Genomic DNA, 14,636 nt, shown 5'->3' with positions numbered 1-14,636 from the left:
CGCGAATACTGGTGACGCGAGCGAGATCTTCGGTACGACGCCGTTGGCCCGCGTCGTAACCAGTCGTCGAGATGCCCGTTACTCGCTACTCTGGGCAACCGTGACAATCCGTAGTCTCTTGCCGCCACCCGCCCGTCGCCACTTCCGCGATCTCAGTGCTGGCTACAGCACCCTCCGGCTGATCGCGGGAATGTGGGAGGACCAAGGGTTCACGCCGTCCGGTGATCCGAACGACGAGACCAGCGAACGGCGAGGGTTCTGGCGCGAGTTCGAGGACAACGTGGACTGGACCGATCCCGCCCACGTCAACCGTGTCTTGCGGGTGTACGAGTCGTTGATCGACGCCATGCCATCGGAGGCGTTGGCGAGCACCCGCAAGTTCATGGAACGGCAAGGCTTCGACGTTGACGGTGAGGGAAGGATCAGTCCGAAGTCAGACAACACTCTCCTCGCTGCGGCGACGATGCCACGGTCGCTGACCGCGCTGCGAGACCCGGAGATGATCCTGGACTCGTTCGAACGCATCAACAGGGCGCTCCCGACCGACCCAGCCCAAGCCATCGGATCGGCAAAGGAACTGGTCGAGGCAACCGCGAAGACTGTACTCGAAGAGCTGGGCGTCCCGTTCAACGACAAGACCGCCAAGCTGCCTCAGCTCATCGACAGGGCGCAACGCGAACTCGGGCTGCACCCGCAGACCATCGCACCGGGGCCGGACAGCAGCCAGGCCGTCAAGCGCATTCTCGGCGGGCTGTCGGGCATCGCGCTCGGCCTCGGTGAACTGCGCAACGAGGGCTGGGGCACCGGCCACGCCGCACGCCGCACTGGGCTGCGTCCTCGTCACGGTTACCTCGCTGTCGGAGCGGCGCACACCTGGTGCCAGGTCATCCTCGACACGCTCGCCGACCCCGCCGCACCTTGGCGGGCGCAGGCGGTTGCCACGGCAAACTGTGATCCCTCACCTCTACTCGATGGGTAGAGGTAATCGAGCCGAGGAGGGCAGACTCCGTCAGACCGGCCGTCTGCGGTTCCCCGTGCAGCCAAAGAATCTCCGCCGGGAAGGCAGCATGGCCTCGGACTCGTTGAATAAACGCTCGAACATGCCCGACGGCCGCTCCGGTGGTGCGGCTTGACCCAGATGATGCGTTAGCCGGGCTTGTACATCGCTGTGCGTCCACATCGGCGCCCCGAATATGTGTTCATCGGCGCGGGACCAGATTACCTAGATTCGGTGCACTTAAGAAGTGCTGCCGGGCTGCAAATTCCGCTTCACGTATAAGTCGCTCTCGTGCCGAAGTCTAGCTAAGATTGGATCACCACCGGTTACCCAACTCCCATACGGCTTCCGTTCGTCATGAATGAAGTGCTCTACCTTAGTCGAGAAGTCAATGTTCCACCGCTCGGTCGCAACCGCTACTGTGGCAATTAGGCGCCCGGTGACCATCTCTGGCACTTCGGTGAGGAGGGGGCCTGCCAGATGGAGCGATCGAGCGGATTGTAGAATCGCCGACGGCGCATATCGCATGTCGAGCAGGTGAAGGATCTGCAGCATCTCTGCCGTCAGATGTCCGGCAGACGATTGACGCCACAGCTCGCCACACAGGTCTAGGAACACCCGACCTTTTAATGTCGCCGACGCAAGTGAAGCTCCACCGCCGAACTGCGATAGCAGGCCGCAGCCAAGAAGCCTTAAAAGGCGTTCCCTTACGGCCCCTTGAGAAACTCCGAGTAAATCTGAGATGTCGCGAAGTCTGGCGTGCGGTTCGGGCATGGTGGAAATCAAATGCAAGACTGCAAGGCTAGCGCCGGGAAGGCCGCTTGAGCGGACGAAGAATCGTACATCCTCAGACGTAAGGTTGCCCAGAACTACGTTAAGTAGGATATCCCTTCCAACGCGTTCGGCCAGCATTTCCGCAATCATCGTCCTTTGATTCTCGTCATCCGCATCGAAATCTTGAGGGATCCAGATGACCCTAAGGCGATGAGGCTGAATGGAGCCGCCTCCTGCTCTGTAGTCACTCATGGCTTCCGAAAGAAGGCGATGCGCCTTCATCGTGTCCCGGGCCACGTATACGCAGATTTCCGCTTCTGCATCAAGCAGCATGGTCCGGATATCCTTATCGACACCCTCGACATGATTCCACAGTGTTTGACCGACAAGTGGGCGTGACCAGTCGCGGAGGAGTTCGCATGCGAAGTCGAACTTGCGCCGCTCCGCTTCTACATATGCGTATAGATTGGTGTGTGAAAGCTTGCTGAGCACTTCTGTAGCGCATTGCGAAAGAAATTGGTGCTCTGCGGACTCGACCATGGGGGTCATGGTATTGGCAGACAGTTGGGAGGGCAATCAACGGAGGCAACCCTACAGATCGAGGCGCTGATCACGACCGCCCGGAAGTCCTCGAATCGACTCCATCCTGGTCGCGATCTTGGACCTGCTCGGGCTGCGGATCTTCGAAGCTTGCGGGTCGAACATCGCCGATGTCGGCGGGGAACACGCCCAGCGGGTCGTAGGCGCACGCGGCAAGAGCGGCGGGATCGTCCTCTTCCCACTACCGCCTGGGGTGGACTAGGGCGTGCCGAGGAATTCCTGTTACGCCTGGACGGGTGACGCCCTGAGGGCCTCCGCGTTCGGCTACAGCGAGGCACAACTGCGATTCCACGAAGAGAACGCCTACACCCTGCTCGGAGACGTAGAAGCAGCACTCGCCGCCCAGGACCGTGCACTCGAACTCTGCCCTCCAGGCGACTACACCGACTGGGCGCTCACCCGACTGGACCGCGCCACCTGCCTGATCAAGACAGGCCACGCCTCGGACGCGCTGGACTCACTCGCCGAGACGGTCGAGAGCCTCGACGAGGTCAAGCGTCAGGGCATGATCGCCAGGCGGGCGTGCCACGTCCTCGACGCGCTACCCGCCACGGAGCGCTTCTCTTCGACCGCACGAGACCTGCGAGCTCTGTTGACGAAGATCCGATAGAAAGGCGCACGTCGTGACCCTGGTAGCAGCCGCCGAGCCCACCGATATCGACGCGATCGCCGCACTGCTGCAGGAGTTGGACACGTTCTACGGCGAGACCGAGGTCGAGCCACGTGACGTACGCATCCAACAGATCAGCGAAGCGCTCTTCGGTGACCCGCCCCTCGCCTACGCCGTGCTGGCCTGGGACACGAAGACCCTCGTCGGGCTCGCCACGTACTCCTTCCTCTGGCCGGCTGTCGGTCTCACCCGCTCGCTGTACTTGAAGGAGCTGTACGTGGCAGAGGCGGCCAGAGGGCAAGGAATCGGCCAGCTTCTCATGGACCGCCTTGCCGAGGTGGCGGCAGCCAACTCCTGCAGCCGGATCGAATGGACCACCGATCGGGACAACGCCCAAGCGCAACACTTCTACGAGAAGATCGGCGTCACCCAGAACGGGAACAAGATCTTCTACCGGCAAGAAGCCCCACTCCTGTCGAGGGCCAAGTGATGTGTCGGTGACCTCGTTGTGCTCCTGGCTGCTACGCCTCGGTCAGGCTCGGGCCGCGACCGATGTTCTTGAGGACGTCCTGAACGGTTGGCCTGTCGACTACCGGCAGGACGAAGCGCTCACACTCACACGAGGCTGGCTCGCCCTGTCCTACGTCGCGACGAACCGTCTTGCCGAGGCAGGCGGCCTAGGGTAGCGGGGCCTTGACCCTCGCCGCCGCGACGGTTTCGGCGAGGGCGATGCGTTCGCTGCGCCAGGTGCATCTCCGACTTGTAGGCACGACGACATCTGCCGACGTGACTGAGTTCCGTAATGCCTTCTCCCTCGTCGATTCCATGGTCAAACTCTGATCATGGGCTTGATCTCTGGAGCGACGACCACGGACGAGGCGAATCGGGCTGCGGATGTCGCCGTACTGCCGGTGGGCAGTTTCGAGCAGCACGGCGACCACCTTCCTCTGATGACGGACACCATCGTGGCCTGCGCGATCGCACAAGCTGCCGCAACCGCCTACGAGTTGCTGCTGCTGCCCCCGGTGACAATCAGTTGTTCGCAAGAGCACTCGGGATGGCCCGGCTCGGTGAGTATCCGCTCGTCCACCCTGACCCGCATCATCACCGACGTCGCGGAGTCACTGAGCCAGGCTGGCGTCAACCGCTTGGTCGTGGTCAACGGTCACGGCGGGAACTACGTACTGTCCAACGTCGTGCAGGAGGCGAACGTCACCGGACGCCGCATGGCCCTGTACCCGAGGCGGCAGGACTGGGAGACCGCCCGCCAGCACGCCGAGCTAAGCAGCACCAGCCACGACGACATGCACGCGGGGGAGATCGAAACCTCTCTGCTACTGCACCTGAGCCCCGAACTCGTCCGGCCCGGATACCAGACCGCCGACCACCTCGCGGACCGCCCGGATCTGCTCGTACTCGGGATGCGCGGCTACACCGACACCGGAGTCATCGGCAAACCATCCGCTGCTACGGCCGCCAAGGGAAAGGCAGTCCTGGAGAGCCTGACCAGCTCTTTCGCAACGAGCCTCGCGCTGCTCAGATAGCCCTTCGAGACAGATCGAGCCCGGGACTGGCCGCTCGCGTAGGTGGATGCGTGGCCGCCAGCAATTTCGGCCGCGAGGTTACGGGTGCTGCGTTGGCCGAGGTCGTATCGGGCTGGGACCGGCGCTGTCGAAGCGTAGTTGTGGCACGTCGTGCAGGTCGGGGTTCGGGACTCGGTGCATCGCGGGTGAGCGGATTTCGATGATGAGCATTTCGGTGAGGAATTGGACGGTGGCGTCCAGGAGGTGGCTGGTGTGGGCGGTGGCGCTGTGTTCCTTCAGGCCGACGGTGATGTGGATGTGGGGTTTGATTGTTTGGGTGGTGTCGTCCCAGGCGATGGTGCCGCCGCCGAGGGCTTCGATGTTGGTCAGGTCGACGTGTGACCAGACGGGGGCGTCGGGGTTGTCGAGTCGTTGGCAGGTGCCGACGATCGTCGCGGTGGACAGGCCGGCGATGAACATCGGGATGTAGCCCTGCTTGATGCGGTGGGTGCGGCAGGCGTCGGTGAGGGCGGTGAAGAAGTCGTCGCCGTGGTCGAAGACGACGCCGATCATGCGGCCGGGGGTGAGGTCGTGGCTATGCATCCGTCGTGCTCGTTTCCGTCGGCTCGTTGTCGGTGATGGGCCAGGGCCAGGCGGTGGGACCGGTGAGTCCACCTGCGGTGGTGATCGCAGTGGCGATGTCCTGTGGGTTCGCTGCGGCGTTGAGGAGAGCGCGTAGCAGGATGCGGGCTTTGTAGGGGTGCAGCCAGCCGGCGGGGATGAGGCCGCGTGTGATGAGGTCCTGTTCGGAGCCGGGGAAGCCGTAGGTGCGGGTGAGGGTCGGTCCGGCTGGGGTGCGGGAGGCGAGGACGACGGGGATTCGTCCGGTGAGGGTGCCGAGGGTGCCGACGAGGGGTTCGGGGACGTGGCCGCCGCCGAAGCCGGCGATGACGAGGCCATCGACGCGGGCGCCGATGGCGTCGAGGACGGTGGGATCGTCGTCGAGGGTGACCGTGTGTAGGCCGACACGGGCGTGTTCGGCGAGGTGCGGTCGAGGGACGGTAAGGCGGTGGGGGACTCGGGTCAGCATCCGTACGGTGCCTTCGAGGACGTAGCCGAGGGGACCTGTATCCAGGGAGCGGAAGGTGTCGCCGCTGGTGGAGTGAGTTTTGGTGACCCATCGGGCGGCGTGGACTTCGTCGGCGAAGACGACGAGGCAGCCCTGTTCTCGTGCGTGTGGCGATGCGGCGGTGTGGATGGCGGAGAGGATGTTGGCGGGTCCATCGGCGCCGGCGAGGGTGGGGTTACGCATCGCGCCGGTGACCACAAGAGGTTCGGGCCGGTGGTGGAGTAGGTCGAGCAGGTAGGCGGTCTCCTCGATCGTGTCGGTGCCCTGGGTGACCACGACACCGTCCGCGCCGTTGGCCAGCGCATCGGCTGCGGCTGCGGCGAGTTCGGTGATGTCGGTAATGGTGAGGGACGCGCCGGGACGGCGCCGAAAGTCCACCACTTCGATTTCGATTCCGGCGTCGGCGAGCCCGGGGACGGCGTCGACGAGCTGCTGGGTGGAGAGAGCGGGGCTCACGGCGCCGCCGGTGCTGCTGGTCATGGCGATGGTGCCGCCGAGCCCGAACACCACGACCCGTGGCGGGGGTGCGGTTGAGGTTGAGGACACCGGGCTCCTTTCAGGGCGCGCCGCCGCAGTGACGAAGACTGTGCTGGCCTGCGGCGATCGTGATGGTGGCGGGAGCCTATTACGGCAGGGAGCCGACGAAGCGACACGCCCGATCGGCGCCGTCGAGGGACAGCAGCCGGCTGCGCGGCTCGGCCAACCCGGCCAGACCGTAGTCACCGAGCTCGGCGCACCGGGTTCGCAGCCAGGTCCAGTTGAGGTTCAGGTAGTCGGCGAGGGCGTTCAGCCGCGAGGCGGAGGTGTCGGCGGCGATGACAGAGTGAGCACATGCGTGCCCGGCGGCATCGCGGTACTCGGCTAGCGCGGATCGTTGGCCGGTGACGTCGACGTGCCACACTCCGTCCGCGCGGATCCACGTGGCGACGATCGCGCGGCGTGAGGTGAGGGCGAGGCCGGGCAGCGCGGCGTACTCGGATTCGTCGGTGATCGCGACGTCGATGCCGAAGGACTCCATCAGCGCGACCGCCAGCAGCAGAAGGATCCGTTCTGACTCTGTCGATGCTTCCACGGCGGCCTGGGGGACGCAGAAGATTCTCGTGGCCTGCTGGGAGCTGGTGGTGAACCGTGCTGCGGTGGATTCCAGGTACCGCAGTTTGTGGCCGAACAGCAGCCAGGTGCTGGCCTCTTCGCCGGTCTGTTCCCGGGTCCAGTAGGTGGGGATCTCGGTGAGGTCGGCGGATTGGCGGCTGATGTGGTCGGCGCAGAACGCCGAGCCGAGCCACATCCGTGACACGGTCTCCAGGTCTGGTCCGACATCACCGCTGACAGCCGACCGGGTCAGGCGGCTGTACTCGGCTATGGCGGTGCGGGCAGCGTCGAGGCGGGCGTCGTCAAGCAGGAGCGACTGGTCCAGGTTCGCCACGGCCCACAGCACCGCTGCGGTGATCGCGTCGAGCTGGTACACGCGCGGGATGAGCAGGCGAACACCGTCATCGATATCGACCAGCCGTTGAGACGCCTGGCGGGAGTCCAGAGCGAACAGGCGGTTGCTGGCGGACGTGGTGATCTGTCCGGCGACGAGCCGACGCTGAAGCGGACGTCGCCACTGCCGCTCGGCATCGGTCCTGGGAATCGTGGCGATGATCCGGCCGTCGTCGACGGCGGGGTACACCTCGACGTCGATAGGCACGCCGGGAAAGTACCGTCCACCCGGCGCGGCAAGGGTGCGTTCTACCCGGGGCTCCCGGGTTGCCGAGCCCAGCGCAGCCGCGATCGTCGATGCAAGATCACCGCCCGGTGAATGGGCGGCGACGGCCCGGTGGCGAGCTGACGCGAGGCCGGCATGAGTCGTGGCACGATCCAGTGCCGTCTCGGCGGCTGCACCCCAGCGGACCCGCATCGCCGTCTCGGACCGTTCCCGCTGATATTCCGACTCAAGCTGGCGGTATGCGTCGTAGGCAGTGAGTAGGCGGCCCTCGGCGTTCAGAAGTGTGTCGCACTGCTGCCAGAAGACCCGGTCGACCACCTGCCGGCCGGCCTCCACGTTCGCCACCGTGCTGCGGGTGCTGTGCACCTTCCGTGCGATATCCTTCTGCATAAGACCACACGCTGCGCGTCGTTCGCGTAGCTCCCTGCCGAGCGCGTGTTTCGCGTCGTGAAGCTGTTGCGGGTCGATCATGACATTGGCCTTTCCCCGCGGTCAGCTGGTCCATCTGATTTTCGCTCCGCTGAGGAGCGGCAGCCCATGCCGACTTGACGTCAGCTGACGATATCGGCGGACTCGACTATGGTCCGGTACCACGGCTGCCTGGCAGGCACACGTCGGCGTGGCCGAGGATGGCTTCGGTGGCTGCTTGCGCGAGGGTGGCTTGGGTTGCGGCAGGTATCCCGATCCGGTTCCAGTGGAAGATCAGGTGTTCCACGATGACCGCGCGTAGTCCTCGGGTGAGCCTGCCTGTGTCGCGTAGCCCCCGAAGGGTGGTGCCGGTGCTCTCGAACCCGGTATGCCAGCTGCTGGGGGCGCGATTCGAGCCGAGTAGCAGGTAGTGGACCTTCTCGGTGAATGCCCTCCACCTGTCCGGGTCAGGCGCGGGCCGCTGGCTGAGGTGATCGGCGCGACGTTGGGCGACTCGCGCCCAGACGTCGCCTTGTTCGTTGAGGTCGAGTCCTGCGGCGCGCATGAGTGCGGTGCACAGGATGAGGGAGCGTTCGCGCCGGTCGGTGGGACGGTCGTGGAGGTAGGTGAGGAGGTGTCGGCTGTCGTGGTGGAACAGCGTGTGGGCTGCGTGCATCGCGTCGGGGCCGCCGAATGCGTGGGTCTCGGGCTCGTAGATGTCGCTGGTCCAGACGACTCCGTCGGTGAGTAGGTGGTGGAGGGGATCCTCGGGCCAGTGGGTGGTGGGTAGGTAGCGGATGCGCCAGGGTCCTTTGCGGATGAACCACCATGCGCTGATCAAGCCGGCGGTCTCGGCGGTGGGCAGCACGCGGCGCAGATGAGGAACTGCCTGCTGTTCACGCTCACGGCGGCTGTGGCCGGGGTAGTGGATGTTCACCTGTTTCCAGGCGATCTCGTCCATGACGGGCCTTTCGTCAGCTGAGGAGGAGGCAGGCGTCCCAGCCGGTGGTGGTCGCGGTGGTGGCGAGGTGGGAGCCGGTGGTGCCGTCGAGGAGGCCGGTGGCCTCCTCGGTGCCGGGGGCGGTGTGGTGGTGTAGGTGTGTCAGGTGGGTGAGTGGCGTCGGGGTGAGGGCGTCGGCGGCGATGCGTCGTGCGGTGGTGAGGAGCCCTGCGGTGCCGTGGCACAGGCTGCGGTCGGTGAGCCGGCGGAGTTGCGCGGGGTCGGTGACGCAGGCGGTGAACGCTGTTTCGGCGAGGTGTCGGCGGTGGGTGTCGTGGAGGGCGAGGGCGGCCAGTTGTTGGGCGCGGGCGATGCCGGGGGTGCCGTAGCACCACGACGGGCGCAGCGGCTGCTGCTGGGTGGGTGTGGCGTGGTGTAGGTCGTCGAGGGTGAGGGTTTGCGGCCACCAGGTGCTGCCGTCGGTGTGCTGCTGCCAGGTGTCGAGCCAGCGGCAGATGGTGCGGATCGCCGAAGCGTGTCCGTTGACGGTGATGCCGTCTCGGTGGGTGAGGGCGAGCAGGGCGAGGGGGCCGGTGATGCCGTGGGCGAGGCCGTGGTTGGCGTGTCCTCCGGCCGGTGGTGGTTGGTGGCGGTCGGGGCTGTTGGTGCACCACCAGCCGGGAAGGTTGTGGACGGGTTCGGTGAGCCGGACGAGGTAGTCCAGGACGTGGCGCAGCAGGTCGTGATCGCCGAGGCGGCGCAGGGCGACGCCGAGGCCGGTCAGTCCCCGGATGAGGTCGTATTCGGCGTAGTGGGGTCGTTGGTGAGAGTCGATGCGGCGGTGTGCGGTATGTAGTCGTCGGCGGGTGACGGTGGCGGTGCCGTCGGCGGCGACCGCGCGGGCGCGTGTGAGGGCGGGTTGGTCGCTGGTGGCGAGGACGAAGGCGAGCGCGGGAGCGCCGTAGAAGAGGCTGGCTCCGGCGGCGATGCTGACGCCGTGGCTGGTGGCGGTGCGTAGGGCGGCGTACGCGGCGGGCCAGTCGCCGGTTTCCAGATGCAGGAGCGCGATGCCGGCCGCGCCGTCGGCGAGGGACTGTCCGGGGTTCATGCGGTGGCCTGGTGGGTGCGGGCGATGGTGCGGGCCAGGCGCAGGCAGTGGCGTTCGGAGGCGGTGTCGACGCCGATCATGCGGGCGTGGTGCAGGTGCAGCAGGTCGGCCAGCACGTGGTCGAGGTGCAGACCGTCGGCGGCGGCCAACCGTCGGTAGGTAGCCAGCGCCGCGTCCAGGGCGTCGTCGCGGAGTGGTGTGCGGGCGTGGGCGAGCTGCGCGGGTGGGAGTCGTGGGCCGCGGTGGTGCGGCAGGTGTGCGGCGAGCCATCGTGGTCCGTCGTGGGTGAAGCTGTTGGCGATAGCGATCATGCCGGCGGCGGTGGTGGCCTGACGGTCGCCGGCCAACCGGCCCAGGACGGTGTGGGAGTCCGCGGCGAACACCCGCTCGGCGGCGGCGAGGGTGGGGCCGGTGCCGTGGCGGTTCTCCGGCCGGTAGCTGTGCAGGGTGTAGTCGTGCAGGACACCGTCGTGCTCCAGGTGTTGCGTCCACTCGGCGAGGCTGCGGGCGGTGCTGGTGAAGTCGGCGTGGTGCAGGGGGATGCGGAGCCGCAGGTGCGGTTCGGGGTCGGGATAGCGCAGGAACCACCAGCCCGCCGGCAGGAGGCTGTCGACTCGGCCGGCGAGGTCGTGGAGGACGTCGTCGGCCCGCCCGTACAGCCGCGTCTCCAACCACGGCGACGGTCCGGGCCGGTGCGCCACGGTCGTCGCGGCGCGGGCCGGTCGAGGCGGCCGGCCGGCGGGTTGCGGATGGGTGCGGGTGAGGGTGAGCAGGAGTTCGGCGGGCCTGCCGCCGATCCATCCGGCGGATCCCGGCGCCTCGGTGACGGTGGTGTGGTGGCGCCGGTCGATCTGCTGCCACAGCACCGCCAGGTGCGCATCATCGTCCAGGTTGAGGCGCAGTTGGACGTCGTCGTCGCCGACCAGGATCTGCTCGGGTAGCCGGTGGCGGTCGCGGTATCGCTGCCAGGCGTCGCGCCACTGCGGCCAGGGCACGTCACGGGGAAGGGCTGTGCGGTCGACGATCCAGCGGGCGGGATGCAGGATGCTGCGTCCGCGCCGCACGCGGGGCAGGAACGGCAGCCCGCCGGCGTGGCCCCAGTCGAATCTGCTGCACGGCGCGGTCCACGCCGTCCAGATCTCGGTCAGGAACCGCATCAGCGGCTGCTGCAGCCCGGGCAGCAGCACGCTGTTGCACAGCAGCGCCTCGACCGGCCGGCCGGTCGCCGCCCGGACCAGCCACAGGCGATGGCCGTCGCCGGCCACCGCCAGGTCAGCGACCGTGACCGGCGGGTCCGGATGGAAGTCACCGACGGGCAGGACGGGCAGCATCGCCGGTGTCCGGGCGACCGAGATCAGCCGCGCGTCCAGGGGTGGCCCGGACAGCTGCACGATGTCCGCATCCGGCAACGCGGTCGGCAGATTCTGGTAGACGTGCTGGAACGAGGCCCGTTCGGCGGGGGTGAGCAGGTGCAGGAACCGGCCTGCGGACACCCCGGCATGCCGGGCGCCGCTGAGCACCGTCATCGTGAACGCCCCCCGGTCCACATCTGCGAGGGTCGCGGCGGCGAGAGTGAACCTGACCTCGGTGTGCGGGACAGGCGGCCGCTCATCGTCTGCCCGGAGCTGACCGATCAGCTCGTCGCCGAGGACCACCTCCGCGCCGCCGGTGAGCGCCGACTGCTGAGCGACCTGCCCCAGCAGCCGGTCGCGGGCGGTGAGCACCGCAGGTACGCGGCGGGTGGATCCCCGGTACCCGGCGGGGAAGCCCAGCACGGTCAGCACGTCACGGACCGGCACTGCCGCACCCGGGCCCCACCGCGCGATGAACGCCCGGTGGTACTCCGCCCAGCCCGGCAGCTGCGGTGCCACCGCTACCAGCGTCAACGCGGCACGGGCCGCTTCCCGTCGCACCGCAGGTGGCAGCGTCACCGCCACGTCGACCCGCAGATCCACCGCGACCCGGTCCCCAGGATCAGGCATCGGAAGGTGACAGGCCAGGTGGGCCGCCGGGTCGGTGACGGTCATCGCCGGACGCACCGCCGACAGCAGCACCCCCGCCCGGACCAGCGACGCCACCGTCCGCTCCACCTCGTCCACACCGAGGCACAGCGACTCGGCGACGCGGGCGGCAAGAACGCCGAACCCGACCGGACCGGCCGCCCCTTCCACCGCCGCCCGCACCACATCCGTCAGCCGGACCTCGATGTCCCACCGGCGCTCTGCGTCGCTGCGGGCACAGGGCAGCACCCACACCCCACCCCGCCGGTACCCCACCGCGTTCGTCACCACCGCCACCCGACGAAGCACCGTCAGATCCCGCTCCGCACGCACGGTGTGCTCCGCGATCGCCTGCCCGTTAGCAGACGCCACCGACCGGTGCGCCTCACCCCACCGCACCGCCGCCCGGTCACCGAACTCCACCGGCGCCACCCCCGCGAAGGTCCCGAACGGTGTCGCACGGGTGGTCCACCGCAGCAGATACCGCACCGTCGACTCCACCAGACGCCGCAACCGCTCCACCGACACCGGCTCACCGGCGACGACCCGACCGATCTGCGCGGCCAACCGCGGCGTGGCACCGGCGACAGCCGCCGCGAACCCCGGCACCGCCCACACCGTGGCCAACCACCGCCGCCACTGCACAGGCCGGGGCGAGGTCAGGTCGGGCCAGGCCGGCAGGACCAGGCCGTCCGGGTACGCGGCGACTCTGATCAACGCCGCACCAGGAGTGGAGAACACGATGCACCACCGAGACAGGGCAGGGCCCGGCGTCGGCGGACGCCGGGCCCCGAGAGTGGGTGTGAAGGATCGGTTACTTGCCGCCGCCGGAGCAGGCGTTCGAGCCGGTGTTACCCGAGCCGCAGCCGTCGTCGGTGCTGGTGGCGTACCCGCCGGCGGCGGGCCCGGAGTCCACCAGCGTGATGTCCAGGTCCAGCTCGTCGAGTTCCGTGTTCTCCACTCGCGTTTCCCTTCCTATGCGGGGGTGAAGGTGAGGACCATGCGGCTGTGCCGCTTGTCCAGCACCGTCCCGGCCGGCACGTCGCCGTCGGGAGTACCTACGGGCAGAACGCTCAGCACCGCAGACGGCTCACCGGCGTCCACCCATGCGCGCATCTGCGCCACCATCCGCGCCGCCCACACGGCCGCGTCCGGCCCGTGCGCACACGCGCCGACGTCGAACACATCGCCGCTCCACCGCAGCGCCGACCGGTACACGAACGTGCCCCCATGCAGGGCGGCGGGTGTACCGAACCGCCACGCCGGGGCCACGACACCGGCGTCCACGGTGTCCTGCTGCGCCGTCAACACCACGACCTCGTCCACCTCATCGCGAAGACGGGCCGCCAGCCACAGATCCAGATCAGCCAGGACGGTACGAGGCGGCAGACTCGCCCCGGCCCACGCCTGCTCCCGCGGCAACGCCAACAGCCCACCGACCGAGGTCGCGTCGACCTGCTGACCCTCGTCCAGCCGCAGGTGGACCCCCGGCGCGATGTCGACGTAGCGGACCTCGTGCGCGCCGGCACCCTGCATCGCCACGAACCCACACAACCGGTCGCTGCGGCTGACCAGCCGATCACCGTCGCGCCGCAACGCCCACGACCGGGTCATCCCGAACGTCCGCACCGGTGCTACCAGCACGCCGCCCTCATTCAGCTGGGCGATCCACGCCGGAGGCACATCCCACGCACCGACCGTCACGATGATCAGATCGAACTGGTGATCTGAGGCGACCGGCAACTCGGCGTCGGCGCAGACCACGGTCACATCTCCGTACCCCGCCGCCGCCAGACACGCCACGGCACGCTCGGTCACCTCAGAGTCGATGTCCACCGTCGTGACCGAACCCGACGGCCCCACCAACTCCCGCAGCAACGACGCGTTGTAGCCACCCGACCCGATCTCCAACACATGCCGGCCCGCCAGACCACCATCCAGGGCATCCACGGCCTGATCGAGCATCTCCGCGATCAACCACGGCGCCGACACCGAACTGACGGTCTCGTCACCACGCTTCTTCGTTACGACGGCGCTGTCGCTGCGATACGCCTCCACCATCGGCACCCCCGGCGTGTACAGCTCCCGAGGCACCACCCGCAGCGCCGCCTCCACCTCAGGCCGCATCACCAGTCCCTTGGCCTCGTGATCGGCGACCAGCTGGTCGACCATCGCCTCACGCAACCTCTGACTGCTCACCGTGTCGATACTCATGAACCTGTCACTCTCCCTATCCATCACGCCGCCCCAGTCCACACGGCCGCTCTTCTTCGGCAGCAGTCCACGTACGCGAGCAAGCTTCGGAAGACGCACCTTCACCAGAGCACAAGGGCCGCATCGCCACTCGACGCCTGCACGTAGGTCGGGCACGGTCATGGCTCGAAGTGCGGTGATCTGTGTAGATCACGTCCTCCGATCAATGTGCGGATGGCGAGGAGAACGGCTTCGTGCCGGTCATGCTCACCACTGAACGCTGACGCACCGGTGTCGAACACCCTCGACACGGAATTTCGACACCGGCCGCGAGCATGCCTGCTGGGCAGTAGCAGTCCTGGCCAGCCCGCACCGGCTCGATCCGACGACCTCTACATCTGGTTGAACGGGGTCCAGCGTGGCGTCGTGGCGGTGTTCAAAGGGCCGCATGCGGAGACACTGAGCTCGTGCGCAACCGCCGGCCGCGAAGACGACCAGGGCTCGGCGATATGTTGGTGGCCAACTGGGATTCCCCGCTGGCGGCCAGTTACAGATCTTGAATGGTCAGGTTGTGTTGGGTTCGAGGGTCAGTCCGGTGTGAGCAAGGAAGCTGTCGAGCAGGTCGGTGCGGTACTGGATGCTT

Annotated in this window: 14 protein-coding genes; 5 read left to right on the top strand and 9 right to left on the bottom strand. The window is 67.5% G+C overall.

Going from position 1 to position 14,636, the window contains the following annotated elements; all coding sequences use genetic code 11:
• Positions 1-100: 100 nt before the first annotated feature.
• Entirely contained in the window at positions 101-979 is an 879-nt protein-coding gene (locus ACWDVW_RS18045; protein ID WP_449950047.1) for an abortive infection family protein, read from the top strand.
• 258 nt (positions 980-1,237) lie between these two features.
• Here ACWDVW_RS18045 and ACWDVW_RS18040 read toward each other — a convergent pair whose 3' ends face one another.
• Positions 1,238-2,311: a helix-turn-helix domain-containing protein gene (locus ACWDVW_RS18040; protein WP_449950045.1), complete on the bottom strand. Its 1,074-nt coding sequence runs from the start codon at positions 2,309-2,311 to the stop codon at positions 1,238-1,240.
• A gap of 265 nt (positions 2,312-2,576) precedes the next feature.
• Between ACWDVW_RS18040 and ACWDVW_RS18035 the strand changes: the two genes are divergently transcribed.
• The 3 genes from ACWDVW_RS18035 (at position 2,577) to ACWDVW_RS18025 (ending at position 4,525) form a co-directional block, all read left to right on the top strand.
• Positions 2,577-2,981, top strand: coding sequence for a hypothetical protein (locus tag ACWDVW_RS18035; protein ID WP_449950042.1), 405 nt, complete (start codon positions 2,577-2,579; stop codon positions 2,979-2,981).
• Positions 2,982-2,994: 13 nt separating this feature from the next.
• Positions 2,995-3,471 carry an N-acetyltransferase family protein gene (locus ACWDVW_RS18030; protein ID WP_449950040.1) on the top strand — a complete coding sequence of 159 codons (477 nt, stop codon included), beginning with the start codon at positions 2,995-2,997 and terminating at the stop codon, positions 3,469-3,471.
• A gap of 352 nt (positions 3,472-3,823) precedes the next feature.
• The gene (locus tag ACWDVW_RS18025; protein ID WP_449950037.1) at positions 3,824-4,525 is read left to right on the top strand and encodes a creatininase family protein; all 702 of its coding nucleotides are present in this window, start codon (positions 3,824-3,826) and stop codon (positions 4,523-4,525) included.
• 78 nt (positions 4,526-4,603) lie between these two features.
• Here ACWDVW_RS18025 and ACWDVW_RS18020 read toward each other — a convergent pair whose 3' ends face one another.
• The 8 genes from ACWDVW_RS18020 to fxlM all read right to left on the bottom strand — a co-directional run bounded on the left by ACWDVW_RS18020 (position 4,604) and on the right by fxlM (position 14,014).
• Entirely contained in the window at positions 4,604-5,107 is a 504-nt protein-coding gene (locus ACWDVW_RS18020; protein ID WP_449950035.1) for a PPC domain-containing DNA-binding protein, read from the bottom strand.
• Positions 5,100-6,179, bottom strand: coding sequence for an asparaginase (locus ACWDVW_RS18015; RefSeq protein WP_449950033.1), 1,080 nt, complete (start codon positions 6,177-6,179; stop codon positions 5,100-5,102). The genes ACWDVW_RS18020 and ACWDVW_RS18015 overlap by 8 nt, the downstream gene beginning before the upstream one ends.
• Before the next feature lie 79 nt (positions 6,180-6,258).
• A complete protein-coding gene (locus ACWDVW_RS18010) occupies positions 6,259-7,815 on the bottom strand; it encodes a helix-turn-helix transcriptional regulator (RefSeq protein WP_449950031.1) in 1,557 nt (518 codons plus the stop codon).
• A 106-nt stretch (positions 7,816-7,921) separates the two neighbouring features.
• Complete coding sequence (locus ACWDVW_RS18005; RefSeq protein ID WP_449950028.1) at positions 7,922-8,713, bottom strand: thiopeptide-type bacteriocin biosynthesis protein; 792 nt, start codon at positions 8,711-8,713, stop codon at positions 7,922-7,924.
• Between the two features lie 13 nt (positions 8,714-8,726).
• Positions 8,727-9,800: a lanthionine synthetase C family protein gene (locus tag ACWDVW_RS18000; protein ID WP_449950025.1), complete on the bottom strand. Its 1,074-nt coding sequence runs from the start codon at positions 9,798-9,800 to the stop codon at positions 8,727-8,729.
• Positions 9,797-12,541: a lantibiotic dehydratase gene (locus ACWDVW_RS17995; RefSeq protein ID WP_449950023.1), complete on the bottom strand. Its 2,745-nt coding sequence runs from the start codon at positions 12,539-12,541 to the stop codon at positions 9,797-9,799. Before ACWDVW_RS17995 ends, ACWDVW_RS18000 begins: the two co-directional genes overlap by 4 nt.
• A gap of 73 nt (positions 12,542-12,614) precedes the next feature.
• Positions 12,615-12,761, bottom strand: coding sequence for an FxLD family lanthipeptide (locus ACWDVW_RS17990; RefSeq protein ID WP_176093382.1), 147 nt, complete (start codon positions 12,759-12,761; stop codon positions 12,615-12,617).
• A 14-nt stretch (positions 12,762-12,775) separates the two neighbouring features.
• Entirely contained in the window at positions 12,776-14,014 is a 1,239-nt protein-coding gene (fxlM, locus tag ACWDVW_RS17985; protein WP_449950214.1) for a methyltransferase, FxLD system, read from the bottom strand.
• A gap of 405 nt (positions 14,015-14,419) precedes the next feature.
• Here fxlM and ACWDVW_RS17980 point away from each other — a divergent pair.
• A partial coding sequence (locus ACWDVW_RS17980) for a hypothetical protein (RefSeq protein ID WP_449950019.1) occupies positions 14,420-14,636 on the top strand: 217 nt, incomplete at its 3' end.

The sequence above is a fragment of the Micromonospora sp. NPDC003241 genome (genome assembly GCF_053589795.1).
This window is presented reverse-complemented; position numbering and strand designations above follow the sequence as displayed.